This window comes from Streptomyces sp. PTL18, assembly GCF_059510295.1.
Genome location: NZ_JCAJZO010000017.1, coordinates 44,921 through 59,322 on the forward strand (window position 1 = coordinate 44,921; position 14,402 = coordinate 59,322).

The 14,402-nt window shown below is 72.0% G+C and carries 18 protein-coding genes and 1 riboswitch; of the genes, 9 read left to right on the plus strand and 9 right to left on the minus strand.

Annotated elements, in window-relative coordinates:
• Positions 1 to 24: 24 nt before the first annotated feature.
• The 7 genes from AC5WS8_RS27035 to AC5WS8_RS27065 form a co-directional block, all read right to left on the minus strand.
• The gene (locus AC5WS8_RS27035; RefSeq protein ID WP_496106082.1) at positions 25 to 789 is read right to left on the minus strand and encodes an urease accessory protein UreD; all 765 of its coding nucleotides are present in this window, start codon (positions 787 to 789) and stop codon (positions 25 to 27) included.
• Positions 777 to 1,463 carry an urease accessory protein UreG gene (ureG, locus tag AC5WS8_RS27040; RefSeq protein ID WP_496106083.1) on the minus strand — a complete coding sequence of 229 codons (687 nt, stop codon included), beginning with the start codon at positions 1,461 to 1,463 and terminating at the stop codon, positions 777 to 779. The genes AC5WS8_RS27035 and ureG overlap by 13 nt, the downstream gene beginning before the upstream one ends.
• A 113-nt stretch (positions 1,464 to 1,576) precedes the next feature.
• Positions 1,577 to 2,251 carry an urease accessory protein UreF gene (locus tag AC5WS8_RS27045; protein ID WP_496106084.1) on the minus strand — a complete coding sequence of 225 codons (675 nt, stop codon included), beginning with the start codon at positions 2,249 to 2,251 and terminating at the stop codon, positions 1,577 to 1,579.
• On the minus strand, positions 2,251 to 3,972 hold the full coding sequence (locus AC5WS8_RS27050; RefSeq protein ID WP_496106085.1) for an urease subunit alpha: 1,722 nt from the start codon (positions 3,970 to 3,972) through the stop codon (positions 2,251 to 2,253). The genes AC5WS8_RS27045 and AC5WS8_RS27050 overlap by 1 nt, the downstream gene beginning before the upstream one ends.
• Positions 3,965 to 4,276 carry an urease subunit beta gene (locus AC5WS8_RS27055; protein ID WP_496106086.1) on the minus strand — a complete coding sequence of 104 codons (312 nt, stop codon included), beginning with the start codon at positions 4,274 to 4,276 and terminating at the stop codon, positions 3,965 to 3,967. Before AC5WS8_RS27055 ends, AC5WS8_RS27050 begins: the two co-directional genes overlap by 8 nt.
• Positions 4,277 to 4,290: 14 nt before the next feature.
• Positions 4,291 to 4,593, minus strand: coding sequence for an urease subunit gamma (locus tag AC5WS8_RS27060; protein WP_496106087.1), 303 nt, complete (start codon positions 4,591 to 4,593; stop codon positions 4,291 to 4,293).
• 233 nt (positions 4,594 to 4,826) lie between these two features.
• A complete protein-coding gene (locus AC5WS8_RS27065; RefSeq protein WP_496106088.1) occupies positions 4,827 to 5,102 on the minus strand; it encodes a type II toxin-antitoxin system Phd/YefM family antitoxin in 276 nt (91 codons plus the stop codon).
• A 168-nt stretch (positions 5,103 to 5,270) separates the two neighbouring features.
• Here AC5WS8_RS27065 and AC5WS8_RS27070 point away from each other — a divergent pair, with 168 nt between their 5' ends.
• The 4 genes from AC5WS8_RS27070 (at position 5,271) to AC5WS8_RS27085 (ending at position 7,913) form a co-directional block, all read left to right on the plus strand.
• Positions 5,271 to 5,906 (plus strand): ATP-dependent Clp protease proteolytic subunit, encoded by a 636-nt coding sequence (locus AC5WS8_RS27070; RefSeq protein WP_496106089.1) that lies wholly within the window; start codon positions 5,271 to 5,273, stop codon positions 5,904 to 5,906.
• 7 nt (positions 5,907 to 5,913) lie between these two features.
• The gene (locus AC5WS8_RS27075) at positions 5,914 to 6,228 is read left to right on the plus strand and encodes a hypothetical protein (protein ID WP_496106090.1); all 315 of its coding nucleotides are present in this window, start codon (positions 5,914 to 5,916) and stop codon (positions 6,226 to 6,228) included.
• Between the two features lie 319 nt (positions 6,229 to 6,547).
• Positions 6,548 to 6,730, plus strand: a riboswitch (cyclic di-AMP (ydaO/yuaA leader).
• Between the two features lie 3 nt (positions 6,731 to 6,733).
• Complete coding sequence (locus AC5WS8_RS27080; RefSeq protein ID WP_496106091.1) at positions 6,734 to 7,207, plus strand: C40 family peptidase; 474 nt, start codon at positions 6,734 to 6,736, stop codon at positions 7,205 to 7,207.
• A gap of 169 nt (positions 7,208 to 7,376) precedes the next feature.
• Positions 7,377 to 7,913, plus strand: coding sequence for a DUF6328 family protein (locus AC5WS8_RS27085; protein ID WP_496106092.1), 537 nt, complete (start codon positions 7,377 to 7,379; stop codon positions 7,911 to 7,913).
• Positions 7,914 to 7,966: 53 nt separating this feature from the next.
• Here AC5WS8_RS27085 and AC5WS8_RS27090 read toward each other — a convergent pair whose 3' ends face one another.
• A complete protein-coding gene (locus AC5WS8_RS27090) occupies positions 7,967 to 8,428 on the minus strand; it encodes an ATP-binding protein (RefSeq protein WP_496106093.1) in 462 nt (153 codons plus the stop codon).
• A gap of 252 nt (positions 8,429 to 8,680) precedes the next feature.
• On the opposite strand from AC5WS8_RS27090, the gene AC5WS8_RS27095 reads away from it, so the two are divergent.
• Positions 8,681 to 9,541 carry a helix-turn-helix domain-containing protein gene (locus AC5WS8_RS27095; RefSeq protein WP_496106094.1) on the plus strand — a complete coding sequence of 287 codons (861 nt, stop codon included), beginning with the start codon at positions 8,681 to 8,683 and terminating at the stop codon, positions 9,539 to 9,541.
• A 9-nt stretch (positions 9,542 to 9,550) separates the two neighbouring features.
• A complete protein-coding gene (locus AC5WS8_RS27100; RefSeq protein WP_496106095.1) occupies positions 9,551 to 9,769 on the plus strand; it encodes a DUF397 domain-containing protein in 219 nt (72 codons plus the stop codon).
• A gap of 87 nt (positions 9,770 to 9,856) precedes the next feature.
• On the opposite strand, the gene AC5WS8_RS27105 is transcribed toward AC5WS8_RS27100, so the two are convergent.
• Entirely contained in the window at positions 9,857 to 10,984 is a 1,128-nt protein-coding gene (locus AC5WS8_RS27105) for an 8-amino-7-oxononanoate synthase (protein WP_496106096.1), read from the minus strand.
• Between the two features lie 146 nt (positions 10,985 to 11,130).
• Here AC5WS8_RS27105 and bioB point away from each other — a divergent pair, with 146 nt between their 5' ends.
• Genes bioB through bioD form a run of 3 tightly spaced genes read left to right on the plus strand, consistent with a single transcriptional unit; the run spans position 11,131 to position 14,288 of the window.
• Entirely contained in the window at positions 11,131 to 12,288 is a 1,158-nt protein-coding gene (bioB, locus tag AC5WS8_RS27110) for a biotin synthase BioB (protein WP_496106097.1), read from the plus strand.
• A complete protein-coding gene (locus tag AC5WS8_RS27115; RefSeq protein WP_496106098.1) occupies positions 12,281 to 13,570 on the plus strand; it encodes an adenosylmethionine--8-amino-7-oxononanoate transaminase in 1,290 nt (429 codons plus the stop codon). Before bioB ends, AC5WS8_RS27115 begins: the two co-directional genes overlap by 8 nt.
• A 1-nt stretch (position 13,571) precedes the next feature.
• A complete protein-coding gene (bioD, locus tag AC5WS8_RS27120; RefSeq protein ID WP_496106099.1) occupies positions 13,572 to 14,288 on the plus strand; it encodes a dethiobiotin synthase in 717 nt (238 codons plus the stop codon).
• Positions 14,289 to 14,402: the final 114 nt, after the last annotated feature.

The following is a 14,402-nucleotide window of genomic DNA, read 5'->3' on the forward strand; positions in this document are numbered from 1 at the left end:
GTCCGTTGAGCGGAGAGCCGAGTTTCAGCCAAGGATGTGCAACGCCTCGTCCAGCGTCCGCCGCAGCCGCAGCGCGTCGGGGGCGACCGCGGTGACGAGCACGCCCGGCCCGACGAGCGGCGTGAGCGCGGCGCACTCCCCGAGCGGCCGCGCCGTCGCCGGCGCCCGTTGGAACTCGGGGCGTACGACGAGCAGTTGTCCGAGCGCCCGATGTCCCGCCAGTACGGCGGGCCCGTCCCAGCCGCCGGGGGCACCCGGTCCGCAGGCCACTTCCTGGTCGAGCAGCGGCCGCCCCTCCAGCCGCACGGTGAGACGGCTGGTGAGCCGCCCGGACTCCTCACCGGCACGCCCGAGGACCTGCTCCTCGCGGAAGACGAGCCGGGCGCCCTGCGCGAGGTCGATGCGCGAGGAGACGTACAGCTCGCTTCCGTTGGCCGAGATCAACTGCTCGGGCAGCCAGCGCAGTTCTCCGTCGGCGGCCACGTCGAGCCGGAGGTCGTAGCGGGCGTCGCCCTTGGTCTGACCGGGCAGCGCGATGGTCGCGGCGGCCGATCCGACGTGCAGCAGGGCACCGGTTCCCACCTCGGCCTCGACGGTGAGGTGGTCCCCGCCGAGCGGCCCGCTCATCGCGCCGACGAGCATCACCCGCGCCTCGACGCCGCGCGCCCGCGTCCGGCGCAGGGCGAGAGGCCCCTCGCCCGCAAGCACCGGAAGCGACGTACCGCCTCGGCCGTCGTCCCGGGCCACGATCCGCGCGGTGGCCCGTACTCCCGTGCTCACGCCGTCCATGCGGCGAGCCGCTGCCGCACCCAGTCGGCGACCGCGCCGACACCGGCCTCGCCGCGCAACGACTGGAAGACCACGGGCAGGTCGCCGCGCTGGGCCTTCGCGTCGGCTGCCATCCGGGCGAGGTCGGACCCCACGTACACCGCGAGGTCGGTCTTGTTGACGACGAGCAGATCGGCGGTGGTGACACCGGGGCCGCCCTTGCGCGGGATGTCGTCCCCGCCCGCGACGTCGATGACGAAGATCTGCGCGTCGACGAGCCCCTTGGAGAAGGTGGCGGTGAGGTTGTCGCCGCCGGACTCGACGAGGACGAGATCGAGCGGGCCCACCGTGTCCTCCAGGTCCTCGACGGCCTCCAGATTGGCGGAGATGTCGTCCCGGATGGCGGTGTGCGGACAGGCGCCGGTCTCGACGGCGGTGATCCGCTCGGGCGGCAGCACCGCCTCCCGCAGCAGGAACTCGGCGTCCTCCCGGGTGTAGATGTCGTTGGTCACGACGGCGAGGGACAACTCGTCGCGCAGGGCTCGGCAGAGCGCCGCGACGGTGGCGGTCTTGCCTGACCCGACGGGCCCGCCGAGCCCGATGCGCAGGGCCCGGCGGGAGCCGTCGGGGCGTTCGGCGTCGGCACTGAGGGCGGAGGGGCTGTGGTCGGTGTGGTGGGTGTGGTCGAGGTGCATGGAAGCGACTCCATCGATCAGCCCGTCCGGCGGGTGAGGACGAGGCCGTTCAGGCCGGACGGGGGCCCGGGGGCGGAGCCCCCAGGGACGGCAAGGGTGAGGGGAGCGACCCCCTACGACGCGAACAGACGGACAGGCCAGGCGGCATGCGCCTCCGCGCCGATCTCCAGCAGTGGAGCGGACGCCGCGGGAAGCGCGTCGACCCCTTCGTGCAGGGCGCGTCGGGCCGCATCGTCCGCCTGGCGCGCGACACGGTCCAGCTCCGGGGTGAGCCGGGCCAGGGCGGCGGTCGCGTCGAAGGGATCCAGGCTCAGCAACCGCACCACAGCCGTGGCCGGCCCGCTGACGCTCTCGTACGCGGAGCAGTAGGCGGCATCCTCGGCTCCCAGTCCGGCGGCCCGCGCCACCAGCCCCAGCACGACCGGCTGGTGCGCCCCCTTGGGGAACTCCCGTGCCACCTCGTCCAGTTCGCCGGAGGGCCACGCGGCCCGAGCGGCCCGCATCAGCTGTCGCCCCAGCCTGCGCGCGGCGGCGCGCAGCGCGGCCGACGGCGTGCGGGCGTCCGCCGCGGCGTCCAGTGTGGCCGGGTCGGCACCGAGCGCGGCCGCCGCGGCCAGTGACGCGGACACCAACCCGGTCGTGTGCAGCCGCCCGCGGCAGAAGTCCTCCAGGCTCGCGGCCCCGGTGATCCGTCCCGCGCGGACGGCAGCCTCGGCCCCTCCGGAATGCGCGTGCCCTCCGGCGGGGAAACGGCCGTCGGCCAGGACGAGAAGCGCTGCCCGGGACATCAGAAGAGGAAGTAGCGCTGGGCCATGGGCAGTTCGGCGGCCGGCGTCGCCTCGACCAGCTCGCCGTCGATGTGGACGGCGAAGCTGTCCGGATCGACCTCGACCCGCGGCCGGGCGTCGTTCTCGCGCATGTCCGCCTTGGTGACACCGCGCGTCGACCCGATGGCCGTGAACCTCTTGCCCAGCGCCAGCCGCTCCGGCAGCCCGTCCTCGATCGCGAGCGGCGCCACGAAGTTGAAGGAGTTCGACGCGGGCGCCCGTCCGATCGCCCCGTACATCGGCCGCGGCAGGATCGGCTGCGGCGTCGGGATGGACGCGTTGGCGTCGCCCATCTGCGCGTAGGCGATCTGACCGCCCTTGATGACGAGCTGCGGCTTGACCCCGAAGAACGCGGGCTCCCACAGCACCAGGTCGGCGAGCTTGCCGGCCTCGACCGAGCCGACCTCCTGGGCGAGGCCCTGCGCGAGCGCCGGGTTGATCGTGTACTTGGCGACGTAGCGACGTACACGGTGGTTGTCCGCGCGGCCGTCGCCCGGCAGCGTGCCGCGCCTCCGCTTCATCACATGGGCGGTCTGCCAGGTGCGCAGGACGACCTCGCCGACGCGCCCCATGGCCTGGGAGTCCGACGAGATGATGGAGATCGCGCCCAGGTCGTGGAGGATGTCCTCCGCCCCGATGGTGGACGGCCGGATCCGTGACTCCGCGAAGGCCAGGTCCTCCGGCACCGCGGGGTTCAGGTGGTGGCACACCATCAGCATGTCGAGGTGTTCCTCGGTGGTGTTGACGGTGAACGGCCGGGTCGGGTTGGTGGAGCTGGGCAGCACGTGCGGCTCGGACACCACGGTCATGATGTCCGGCGCGTGGCCGCCGCCCGCGCCCTCGGTGTGGTAGGCGTGGATGCCGCGTCCGTTGATCGCGGCGAGCGTGTCGCCGACGAACCCTGCCTCGTTGAGGGTGTCCGTGTGGATGGCGACCTGGATGCCGGTGCGGTCGGCGACGGTCAGGGCGGCGTCGATGACGGCGGGCGTGGAGCCCCAGTCCTCGTGCAGCTTCAGGCCGAGGGCGCCGCCGCGGATCTGGGAGAGCATCGCGTCGTGCGAGACGGTGTTCCCCTTGCCGAGCAGGCCGATGTTGAGCGGGTGTGCCTCCATCGCCTCCAGCATCCGGGCGAGGTGCCAGGGGCCGGGCGTGACGGTGGTCGCCTTCGAGCCCTCGGCGGGTCCGGTGCCACCGCCGACCAGCGTGGTGATACCGGCGGCGAGCGCCTCGTCGGCGATCTGCGGGCAGATGAAGTGGACGTGCGCGTCGATGGCACCGGCGGTGAGGATCCGCCCGTTGCCCGCGATGATCTCCGTCTCGGGGCCGAGGACCAGGTCCGGGTGGACGCCGTCCATGGTGTCGGGGTTGCCCGCCTTGCCGATGGCGGTGATCCGGCCGTCGCGGATGCCGACGTCGGCCTTGACGATCCCCCAGTGGTCGACGACGACGACACCGGTGATGACGGTGTCGGGGGTGCCGTCGGCGCGGGTGGCACGGGACTGGCCCATGGATTCGCGGATGACCTTGCCACCGCCGAACACCGCCTCGTCACCGGCGAGCCCGGGACCGCCGGAACGATCCTCCTCGATTTCGATCAGGAGGTCGGTGTCGGCGAGCCGGATCCGGTCCCCCGTGGTCGGCCCGAACAGGTCCGCGTACGCGGCGCGCGAGATCTCAGGCATCGAGGGCACCTCCGGTCTCCCCGCGCAGTCCGGGCACGATGCGGGCGCCGGTGAGCGGGACGAGTTCGACGTCCACGGGGATGCCGGGCTCGAAGCGCACGGCGGTCCCGGCGGCGATGTTCAGCCGCTTGCCGCGCGCGGCGGCCCGGTCGAATTCAAGGCCGGGGTTGGCCTCGGCGAAGTGGTAGTGGGAGCCGACCTGCACGGGCCGGTCGGCGGCGTTGAGGACGGTGAGCCGGGTGACCGCGCGGCCCTCGTTGTAGACGATCGGGGCCTCGGCGAAGAGGATCTCTCCGGGAATCATGGCGGCCTCCGCCCTCAGACGATCGGGTCGTGAACGGTGACGAGCTTGGTGCCGTCCGGGAAGGTCGCCTCCACCTGGACGTCGTGGATCATCTCCGGGACGCCCTCCATGACGTCGTCCCGGGTCAGCAGCTTGCGTCCGGAGGCCATGAGCTCGGCGACGCTGCGGCCGTCCCGCGCGCCTTCGAGGACGTGCGACGTGATGAGTGCGACCGCCTCGGGGTGGTTGAGCTTCAGCCCGCGGGCCCGGCGCTTCTCGGCGACGTCGGCCGCCACATGGATCAGCAGCCTCTCTTGCTCGTGCGGGGTCAGTTGCACGTCCCACCTCACAGTCCTCGCTCCGGACCGTGCGGGGCCCGGTTGCCGCAGCCACGGGGCAAAGTGCCTGGTGGCGTGGAGGGGCAGGCTAATTGCACCGGGTTTCGAGCACGTTAACCGCGGCCGCGGCCGCTGCGCCGAGGACGAGTCCTGCCGTGCCGTGCCGCCGGGCCCGGGTCCGGCGGCGCACCGGCCGGCGCCCGCCGATCGTCCGGCGGGGCCTTCGCCCGCCGTCAGGAGGCGCCCGGCCGCCGGTGTTCCGCGGCGATGCCGAAGCGGTGGCGTTCGCGGGGAGCCGAGGCGGCCTCGCGGACGCTGGAGACCGAGCTGATCACCTGCTCCTCCTCCGCGTCCAGAGCGGCGAGCCGCTCGAGGTCGGCGGCGGAGACCAGGGCGACGAGAGGCTTTCCGTGCCGCGTCACGACGACCCGCTCGCCGCCGTACACCACGCGGTTGATCAGATCGGCGAGCTCAGCCCTGGCTTGCGTCACCGGAATCTCGTAGGCCATGACGTCCAGCTTAGACGGAGGCCCCGGCGGGCCTCCCGGGATCGCACGGAGCCCCGAGCAGGCTCGGAACCGCGCGCGCAGCCGCTTTCGCTGACAGCATGCTTCCCACCACCAGGAACGTACGTCCTGTACATTTTTTACAGGAGTCAGCCCGAGGAGGCGCATGCCATGAACCGACCGTCCGCCCGCCATGTCCTGCCCGAGTTCACGGAACGCACCGGCTACGGAAGCCGGACGCTCGATCCCTACGCGAAGCTCCTCGAGGAGCGGATCGTCTTCCTCGGCACGCCGGTCGACGAGATCTCGGCCAACGACGTGATGGCGCAGTTCATGCACCTCGAGTACCTGGATCCGGACCGGGACATCTCGCTGTACATCAACTCCCCCGGCGGCTCGTTCAGCGCGATGGCCGCCGTCTACGACACGATGCAGTACGTCGGCTGCGACGTGGAGACGATCTGCCTCGGGCAGGCGGCGTCGGCCGCGGCCGTGCTGCTCGCCGGGGGCACACCGGGCAAGCGGTTCGCACTGCCCGGCGCCCGCGTGGTCATCCGCCAGCCATCCCTGCCGGAGCCCGTTCAGGGGCAGGCCAGTGACCTGTTCATCCAGGCCGAAGAGCTGATGCGGGTTCGCGGCCGACTGGAGGAGATGCTCGTCCGGCACACCGGGCAGAGCCCGGAGCGGATCGCCGCCGACATCGAGCGTGACACGATCTTCGACGCGCCGGCGGCGGTGGAGTACGGCCTGATCGACCGCGTCATTCCCAGCCGCAGGGTCCCGCGCCCCACCCCCGGCACGAGGTGAGCCGCCGATGCTGCCACCGGAACTGCCCCCACTGCCCGCGCTGACCCGTGCCGAGGCGGAGTTGATCGACCGTTACCTCGACGTGGTCGACCTGCTCGGCCGCATCAACCCGGCGCACTCCGGGGACACCTACCGCGGTCTGCGCGCCGCGCAGGCACTGGTGAGCAAGGCGATGGCGTTGCGTGAGGCGCTGGAACTGATGCACCAGCGCGGGGAGAACGAGATGCACGGGCCCACCCTCGCCCGGGCCCTGCGCGTCCTCGACGGCGAACGCCGCGCGGCCCGCGTCACGGTGCCGCCGACCCGGTCTGACGGGCAGTGAGCAACCAGCCCACGACGCGCGGTTGCTCAAACGAGCCGAACGGGGTACCGCCGTCCGAGTAGATTCCTCTCCCTCCCGGGGCTGGGCAACGTCGCACAACGCGCCTGGCCCCAGGGCGGAATGATCTACTCCGGTGCAGGTCCGAGGCCTCGTCCTCTTCCTCAACCCTCTTCGAACGAAGGGCTGTCCACCCGAACGGGTGAGTGGTGAGTAATGCCACAAACCCCCGATTCCGTTGTGATTTTCCGACGCCTTTAGGTGAAGATCCCTCACTGACGACAAGCCCCCGCCACCGCGGCGGGGCGGTCCGGGCGGACGCCGAGTCCTGCCGCCGCCCGGATGACCGGTCGACAGGAGTGGATCGGCAGGAGTGGAGGACCCAGCAAGGCGGGCCGCCGGACAGATCCGTGCGGTCCTTGGGGTGAAGCCGCGTCAGCGGCCGGGCTACTTCGCCAGCCCGAATCCGACAGGTCATCCTTCACAGGCGGCTGACGAAGGGTTGCGCATGACCGCGCTCAATCGAGTCCCGTCGCTGCTGGGCCGGGCCGGAACGGCCTCCGCCCTCACCATCGCCGCCGTCGGCGGCAGCATCGCGGTCCCCGGTATCGCCCCCGACGCGTCCGCCGCGACGCCGGCGACGAGGGCACTGCAGGTCGCGGCGTCGAAGAAGGGATCCCCGTACCAGTACGGCGCCGCGGGACCGCGTCGCTTCGACTGCTCCGGGCTGACGCTGTACGCGTTCAAGAAGGCGGGCAAGACCCTGCCCCGGACGGCGGCGGCGCAGTACAACAAAACGCGGCACATCTCCGCCTCCCAGCGGCAGGCCGGGGACCTGGTGTTCTTCCACTCGGGCCGGAACGTCTACCACGTCGGCATCTACGCCGGGAAGGGCAAGATCTGGCACTCCCCGAAGACGGGGTCGGTGGTCAGGCTGGAGAAGATCTGGACGAGGAGCGTCTGGTACGGCCGCGTCCGCTGAGGCCCTGCGGCCCGGGGTGACGGGGGTTGCCTGCCGTCACCCCGCGACACGCCGCTCGACGGGGAGACGCGACAGTTCAGGCTGCGCAGCAGGCCCACCGGGCTCGATCGCTCCGGAAGCGACCCGCTGGGGCGGGCGTGAGGCAGGGGTGAGCGGATACTCGTTGACCATGGCCGACCGACCTCCCGAGCAGGCACGACGCGAGACCCCCCTGGAGCGTGCCGACCGCAACTTCACCGAGTTGCTGCAGGAGCTGCGTGTCACCCAGACAGGGGTGCAGATCCTGTTCGCGTTCCTGCTGACGCTGGCCTTCTCCCAGCGCTTCCCCACTCTGGACACGGTCCAGCGCACCACCTACGTGACGACGCTCCTGCTCGCCATGCTGGCCGCAGCCCTGTTCACGGCGCCCGCCGCGCTGCACCGGTCGCTGTTCCAGCAGAACGCCAAGCCCGCCATCGTGAGGATCTCCTCCCGTCTGGCGAAGGTCGGCATGGGGGTGCTGATGCTGGCGTTCACCGGATCGGTCCTGCTGGTGGTGGACGTGTCCCTCGGCCGGGTGGCCGGGCTCGCGGCCGGGGCGGGAACGCTGCTGGTCTGCCTGGGCCTGTGGCGCGTCCTGCCCTGGGTGGTGCGGCGCACGGTCGTCGTACCGCGGCAGGCCCCCGGCGGGCGGGACGACCGGGAGCCGACCGAGGGGTCCCGGTGACCGCCGGGCCTTCGGCAGCGGTCCGCACGGCGGCGGCCCGTCGCGATCTGCGTTCACGCCTCCCCCGGCCCCGGTGACGCGGCGACCGGCTGCATCGGCTTCGTCCACGGCAGCTCGATCGCGACCGTCTTGCCGCCCTCGCGGGTGGGTCGCACGCTCAGCTTCCCGCCGCACTCGGCGGTCAGACACCGGATGATCACCATGCCCCGCCCGTTGTCCTGCTGCACGGCCGCAGGCAGGCGCTTGGGGAAGCGCGGATGGCTGTCGGTGACCCCGATACGCAGTAATTCGTCGCGGTCGAGCGCGATGTCGACCGTGAAGGTGGGCGACTGCCCGAGGGTGTGCTGTACGGCGTTGGTGGCGAGTTCGGAGACGATCAGGCGGACGGTGTCGGCTACTTCCGCGTCGCCGGGCATCCCCCATTCGAGGAGGACGCTCGAGACGTATTTTCGGGCGGCGGAGACCGAGGCGGGATCGCTCGGCAGAGTGACGGATGCTTCCTGGTGGTCTGCCATGGCGACGTCGTCCCTTTCCACACGGGACCGGAGTCCGACACGGAGTGGTTGGTTCGAGTAAGGGTCCCGGACTTGGTGCTGCGCGCCAGCCTGCCACCACCTGGACCCTGTCGCGCCCGTTCCCCCGAGATATGCATATATCTGTCGCTCGAAGCGGTGAACTCTGCGACGACCGGCCGAGTTTGCGGTGCCCTCGGGCGCATCCTCTACCGTCTCGCCGTGCAACCGGGCGCCCTGCGGAAGGAGTCGGCCATGCAATACGGACCAGCGGTGCGCCGCCGCAAGCTCGGTGCCGAATTGCGCGCCCTGCGCCACCGGGCGGGCCTCACGAGCGGGGAGGCGGCCGGTCTCGTCGGCTGGCACCAGTCGAAGGTGAGCCGCATCGAGACGGGCTCCAGCGGGGTCAAGCCGGCGGACGTCCGCCTGCTGCTGGACGCGTACGGCGTTCAGGACCCGGAGCTGCGGGAACTGCTGCTGGTGCTGGCGGGCTCGGAGGACGGTGGCGGCCGGCAGAACTGGTGGCACGCCTACCGCGGGGTGCTGCCTCCGGCCTACCGTGATTTCATCAGCCTGGAGTCCCAGGCGAGCGGCATGCGCACCCTGGAGACCTCCGTGGTGCCGGGCCTGCTGCAGACGCCCGAGTACGCCCGGGCGGTGACCCGGGCCGCCGTCGGCACCCTGGAGGACGCCAAGCTGGACGCCCTGGTGGAGGTTCGGCTGGCCCGGCAGGACGTACTGCGCGCGGATCCGCCGTTGGAACTGGGCGCCGTCCTGGACGAGGCGGTGCTGCTGCGGGAGGTCGGCGGGCCGGAGGTCATGGCTCGGCAGCTCAGGCGCCTGCTGGAAGCGGCGCGACTGCCCCAAGTACGGCTGCAGGTGCTGCCACTCACCGCGGGGGCCCACATCGGCATCACCGGCCCTTTCGTCATCTTCTCATTTCCGAGCAGATCAGATCTGGATGTGGTCGTTCTCGACCACTTGACGAGTAGCCTCTATCTCGAGCGGAAAGAAGACCTCCAGGCCTACTGCGAGGCCTTCACGTCCCTTCAGATCCACGCCCTTTCGCCCGAGGAATCGTTGGATTACATCGCCGCGTTGGCCGGCGACGCGTAAGGAGGCACCATGTCAGCCCCCCACGTCCCCTCCAGCACCTGTCTCGCTGGTGCGCGCTGGGTGCGCAGCAGCCGTAGTACAGGAATGAACAACTGCGTCGAGACCGCCCGTCCGAACACCGGTCCCTGGGCCGGACTGGTGGCCGTACGCGACTCCAAGAAGGTGACCGGACCGGCCCTGACGTTCAGCCCCGAGGCGTGGAAGGAGTTCCTGAACGGGTTGAACTGACCACGTTCGCCGGCGGAAATCGGCGGTGAGTGAGCCGATTTCGAGCCAATTTCCGGGTGGCGCGCGATGCACGGCCGTTTCGCCGACTCACGGTCGCGTCTCGCCGATCACACGTACGGCGTGCTCGACCTGCCCGTCGGTGAGATCCGCGCGGGCGGTCAGCCGCAGTCGTGAGATGCCGTCCGGCACGGACGGCGGGCGGAAGCAGCCGACGACGACCCCGGCCGCCCGGCAGCCGGCCGCCCACCGTACGGCCTGCTCCGGGGAGGGCGCCCGCACGGAGACCACGGCGGCGTCCGGCCGTACCGTCCGATGGCCCTCGGCCGTCAGACGGGCGTGCAGGGCCGCCGCCACCGTGCGGGCCCGCTCGGCGCGCTCCGGCTCGCGGCGCAGCAGACGCAGCGCCGCGAGTGCCGCGCCCGCCGCGGCCGGGGCGAGGCCGGTGTCGAAGATGAACGTCCGGGCCGCGTTGACCAGATGGTCGATCACCCGAGCCGGGCCCAGGACCGCGCCGCCCTGGCTGCCGAGCGACTTCGACAGCGTCACCGTCGTCACCACGTCCGGCGCTCCCGCGAGCCCGGCCGCGTGCGGGGCGCCGCGGCCACCGGGTCCGAGGACACCGAGCCCGTGCGCGTCGTCGACGACCAGCCCGGCGCCGTGTGCACGGCAGGCGGAGGCCAGTTCGCCGAGCGGAGCCGCGTCGCCGTCCACCGAGAAGACCGTGTCACAGACCGTGATCGCGGGCCCTTCATGGGTGCCGAGCGCCTTGCGCACGGCCTCGGGGTCGGCGTGCGTGACGACCTGGGTGGTGCCGCGCGCCAGCCGGCAGCCGTCGATGAGCGAGGCGTGGTTGCCCGCGTCCGAGACGATCAGGGAGCCGTGCGGGGCGAGCGCGGTGACCGCCGCGAGGTTGGCCGCGTACCCGGAGGAGAACACCAGCGCGGCCTCGAAGCCGCAGAAGTCCGCCAGTTCGCGCTCCAGTTCGCCGTGCAGTTCGGTGGTGCCGGTGACGAGCCGGGATCCGGTCGAACCGCCACCCCACCTTCGGGCCGCCTCCGCGGCGCCCTCGACGACCTCGGGATGGCGGGCGAGACCCAGGTAGTCGTTGCTCGCGAGGTCCAGGAGCGGGGAGTCGGCGGCGCGGGGGCGCAGGGTGCGGACCAGTCCGGCCCGGCGGCGTGCCCGTGCCTGCTCGTCGATCCAGGCGAACGCCATGACTCCTCCGCGGTTTTGTAGGCAGTGCACAGACCCTAGCGGGACGATCAGCCGCCCAGGATGTGGCAATACCCACACGTCGAACCGTCTCTGTTGTGCAAACTCTCCTTGGCCCGGAGCGGTCCGGTAGGACAGGATCGGCTCTCATGGACCTGCTGAACACGCTGGTGGACAAGGGGTTGCGGCGCGAGCTGCCGACCCGCGAGGAGGCTCTGGCCGTTCTCGCCACTTCCGACGACGACGTGCTCGATGTGGTGGCCGCGGCCGGCAAGGTGCGCCGCCACTGGTTCGGCCGGCGGGTGAAACTCAACTATCTCGTCAACCTCAAGTCCGGCCTGTGCCCCGAGGACTGCTCCTACTGCTCCCAGCGCCTCGGTTCGAAGGCGGACATTCTCAAGTACACCTGGCTGAAGCCCGACGAGGCGTCCAGGGCCGCCGCGGCCGGTGTGGCGGGCGGCGCCAAGCGGGTGTGCCTCGTCGCCAGCGGTCGCGGGCCCACCGACCGGGACGTGGAGCGGGTGACCGACACCATCAGGACGATCAAGGAGCAGAACGAGGGCGTCGAGGTGTGCGCCTGCCTCGGCCTGCTCTCCGACGGCCAGGCCGAACGGCTGCGCGCGGCGGGCGCCGACGCCTACAACCACAACCTCAACACCTCCGAGGCGACGTACGGCGACATCACCACCACCCACACCTACGACGACCGCGTCGACACCGTGCAGAAGGCGCACGCGGCCGGCCTGTCCGCCTGCTCCGGCCTCATCGCGGGCATGGGCGAGAGCGACGAGGACCTGGTCGACGTCGTCTTCGCGCTGCGGGAGCTGGACCCGGACTCCGTTCCGGTGAACTTCCTGATCCCGTTCGAGGGCACACCGCTCGCCAAGGAGTGGAACCTGACGCCGCAGCGGTGCCTGCGGATCCTCGCGATGGTGCGGTTCGTGTGTCCGGACGTCGAGGTGCGCATCGCGGGCGGCCGCGAGGTCCACCTGCGCTCGATGCAGCCCCTCGCCCTGCACCTGGCCAACTCCATCTTCCTCGGCGACTACCTCACCAGCGAGGGCCAGGCGGGCAGGGCCGACCTGGAGATGGTCGCGGACGCCGGGTTCGAGGTGGAGGGCGCCGACCAGGTGACCCTGCCGGAGCACCGGGCGGGCGGCGGCTGCCACGACGGCGGTTCCGGCGGCTGCCACGACGACGGCGGCGTCTGCGGACCGGCTCCGGCTCCGTCGGTGAACGAGCCCCGTACCGACCTCGTCGCCGTCCGCCGCCGCGGTGCCGGGACGGATCTCGCGCCCAATGCCTGAGCCGGCCGGCCTGGGTGTTCCCGAGCTGCTGGAGCTGGACCGCAGGCATGTGTGGCATCCCTACGGCCCGATGCCCGGTCGCGTCGAACCGCTCGTCGTGGAGTCGGCGAGCGGGGTCCGACTGCGGCTCGCGGACGGCTCCGGCGAGCTGGTGGACGGAATGTCGTCGTGGTGGTCGGCCATCCACGGCTACAACCACCCGGTGCTCAACGAGGCGGCACGCGAGCAGCTGGGGCGGATGAGCCATGTCATGTTCGGCGGGCTCACCCACGAGCCCGCCGTCCGGCTCGCGAAGCTCCTTGTCGACATGTCGCCGGACGGGCTGGAGCATGTGTTCCTGGCCGACTCCGGCTCGGTGTCGGTCGAGGTCGCGGTGAAGATGTGCCTGCAGTACTGGCGCTCGCACGGGCGGACGGGCAAGCAGCGGCTGCTGACCTGGCGCGGCGGCTACCACGGCGACACCTGGCAGCCGATGTCCGTGTGCGACCCCGAGGGCGGGATGCACCAGCTGTGGTCCGGTGTGCTGCCGCGTCAGGTCTTCGCGGACGCTCCCCCGGCCGCGTACGAGGAGTGGTACGCGGAGCATCTGCGCGAGCTGATCGCCCGGCACGCGGACGTACTCGCCGCGGTGATCGTGGAACCGGTGGTGCAGGGCGCGGGCGGTATGCGCTTCCACTCCCCCGCCTATCTGCGGGTGCTGCGCGAGGCGTGCGACGCGCACGACGTGCTCCTGGTGTTCGACGAGATCGCCACCGGCTTCGGGCGCACGGGCGCCCTGTTCGCGGCCGGGCACGCGGCCGTCACCCCGGATGTGATGTGCGTGGGCAAGGCGCTGACCGGCGGCTATATGACCATGGCGGCCACGTTGTGCACCGCGCGGGTCGCCGAGGGCATCTCGCGCGGCGAGGTGCCGGTGCTCGCACACGGCCCGACGTTCATGGGCAACCCGCTGGCGGCTGCCGTGGCCTGCGCGTCCGTCGGGCTGCTACTGGGTCAGGACTGGCGCTCGGAGGTGAAGCGGATCGAGGCGGGCCTCAGGGAGGGGCTGGCGGAGGCCGCGGACCTGCCGGGGGTGCGGGATGTGCGGGTGCTCGGCGCCATCGGCGTCGTCCAGCTCGACCACGAGGTGGACATGGCGGCGGCGACGCGGGCGGCGGTGCGCGAGGGCGTGTGGCTGCGGCCGTTCCGGGACCTCGTCTACACGATGCCGCCGTATGTGACCGGGGACGCGGACGTGGCACGGATCGCGCGCGCGGTGTGCGCGGCGACACGGGAAGGATGACATGACGGTACTGGTGATCACAGGGACCGGTACGGAGATCGGCAAGACGGTCACGACGGCCGCCGTCGCCGCGGTGGCCGTCGCCGCCGGGTGGTCCGTGGCGGTCCTCAAGCCCGCGCAGACGGGGGTACGGGCGGAAGAGCGCGGGGACGCCGAGGAGGTGGCCCGGCTCGCGGGCGCCGTGACGACGCGCGAACTCGCCCGCTACCCGGAGCCGCTGGCACCCGCGACGGCCGCCCGGCGGGCCGGGATGGCGTCCGTGCGACCGCACGAGGTGGCGGACGCCGCCGCGAAACTGGACGCCGAGCACGACCTGGTCCTCGTGGAGGGCGCCGGCGGACTGCTCGTACGGTTCGACGACGAGGGCGGCACCCTGGCGGACGCGGCGCGGCTGCTGGGGGCGCCGGTGCTGGTGGTGGCGTCGGCGGGCCTCGGCACGCTGAACGCGACGGAACTGACGGTACGTGAACTGCGGCGCCGGCAGCTTCAGCCGGCGGGTGTGGTCATCGGCAGCTGGCCCACGTCCCCGGACCTCGCCTCCCGGTGCAACCTGGCGGACCTCCCGACGGTGACCGAAGTCCCGCTGCTCGGCGCGCTGCCCGAGGGTGCGGGTTCCCACGCACCCGCCGTCTTCCGGGCGGAGGCGGCCGGCCGGCTGGCGCCCCGGCTGGGCGGAACGTGGGACGCCGGGACCTTCATGTCGAGGTTCGCGCCGTAGAACGCGGCGGGCCGCCTCGGGCTCCGCAACCGGGGAGACTCACCTCGCCGTCGCGCCCGCGGCCGGGGCGCGCACGTGGGCCCGTCGGGCGCGGATGCGCGGGACGTGTGCGGG

Excerpts from the sequence above, each read along its gene's own strand:
- AC5WS8_RS27035 (WP_496106082.1), bottom strand. The coding sequence starts at position 789 with ATGGACGGCGTGAGCACGGGAGTACGGGCCACCGCGCGGATCGTGGCC.
- bioD (WP_496106099.1), top strand. The coding sequence starts at position 13,572 with ATGACGGTACTGGTGATCACAGGGACCGGTACGGAGATCGGCAAGACG.
- AC5WS8_RS27065 (WP_496106088.1), bottom strand. The coding sequence starts at position 5,102 with ATGGCCTACGAGATTCCGGTGACGCAAGCCAGGGCTGAGCTCGCCGAT.
- AC5WS8_RS27095 (WP_496106094.1), top strand. The coding sequence starts at position 8,681 with ATGCAATACGGACCAGCGGTGCGCCGCCGCAAGCTCGGTGCCGAATTG.
- AC5WS8_RS27075 (WP_496106090.1), top strand. The coding sequence starts at position 5,914 with ATGCTGCCACCGGAACTGCCCCCACTGCCCGCGCTGACCCGTGCCGAG.
- AC5WS8_RS27045 (WP_496106084.1), bottom strand. The coding sequence starts at position 2,251 with ATGTCCCGGGCAGCGCTTCTCGTCCTGGCCGACGGCCGTTTCCCCGCC.
- AC5WS8_RS27090 (WP_496106093.1), bottom strand. The coding sequence starts at position 8,428 with ATGGCAGACCACCAGGAAGCATCCGTCACTCTGCCGAGCGATCCCGCC.
- bioB (WP_496106097.1), top strand. The coding sequence starts at position 11,131 with ATGGACCTGCTGAACACGCTGGTGGACAAGGGGTTGCGGCGCGAGCTG.
- AC5WS8_RS27070 (WP_496106089.1), top strand. The coding sequence starts at position 5,271 with ATGAACCGACCGTCCGCCCGCCATGTCCTGCCCGAGTTCACGGAACGC.
- AC5WS8_RS27085 (WP_496106092.1), top strand. The coding sequence starts at position 7,377 with ATGGCCGACCGACCTCCCGAGCAGGCACGACGCGAGACCCCCCTGGAG.
- AC5WS8_RS27080 (WP_496106091.1), top strand. The coding sequence starts at position 6,734 with ATGACCGCGCTCAATCGAGTCCCGTCGCTGCTGGGCCGGGCCGGAACG.
- AC5WS8_RS27115 (WP_496106098.1), top strand. The coding sequence starts at position 12,281 with ATGCCTGAGCCGGCCGGCCTGGGTGTTCCCGAGCTGCTGGAGCTGGAC.
- AC5WS8_RS27055 (WP_496106086.1), bottom strand. The coding sequence starts at position 4,276 with ATGATTCCCGGAGAGATCCTCTTCGCCGAGGCCCCGATCGTCTACAAC.
- ureG (WP_496106083.1), bottom strand. The coding sequence starts at position 1,463 with ATGCACCTCGACCACACCCACCACACCGACCACAGCCCCTCCGCCCTC.
- AC5WS8_RS27100 (WP_496106095.1), top strand. The coding sequence starts at position 9,551 with ATGTCAGCCCCCCACGTCCCCTCCAGCACCTGTCTCGCTGGTGCGCGC.
- AC5WS8_RS27050 (WP_496106085.1), bottom strand. The coding sequence starts at position 3,972 with ATGCCTGAGATCTCGCGCGCCGCGTACGCGGACCTGTTCGGGCCGACC.
- AC5WS8_RS27105 (WP_496106096.1), bottom strand. The coding sequence starts at position 10,984 with ATGGCGTTCGCCTGGATCGACGAGCAGGCACGGGCACGCCGCCGGGCC.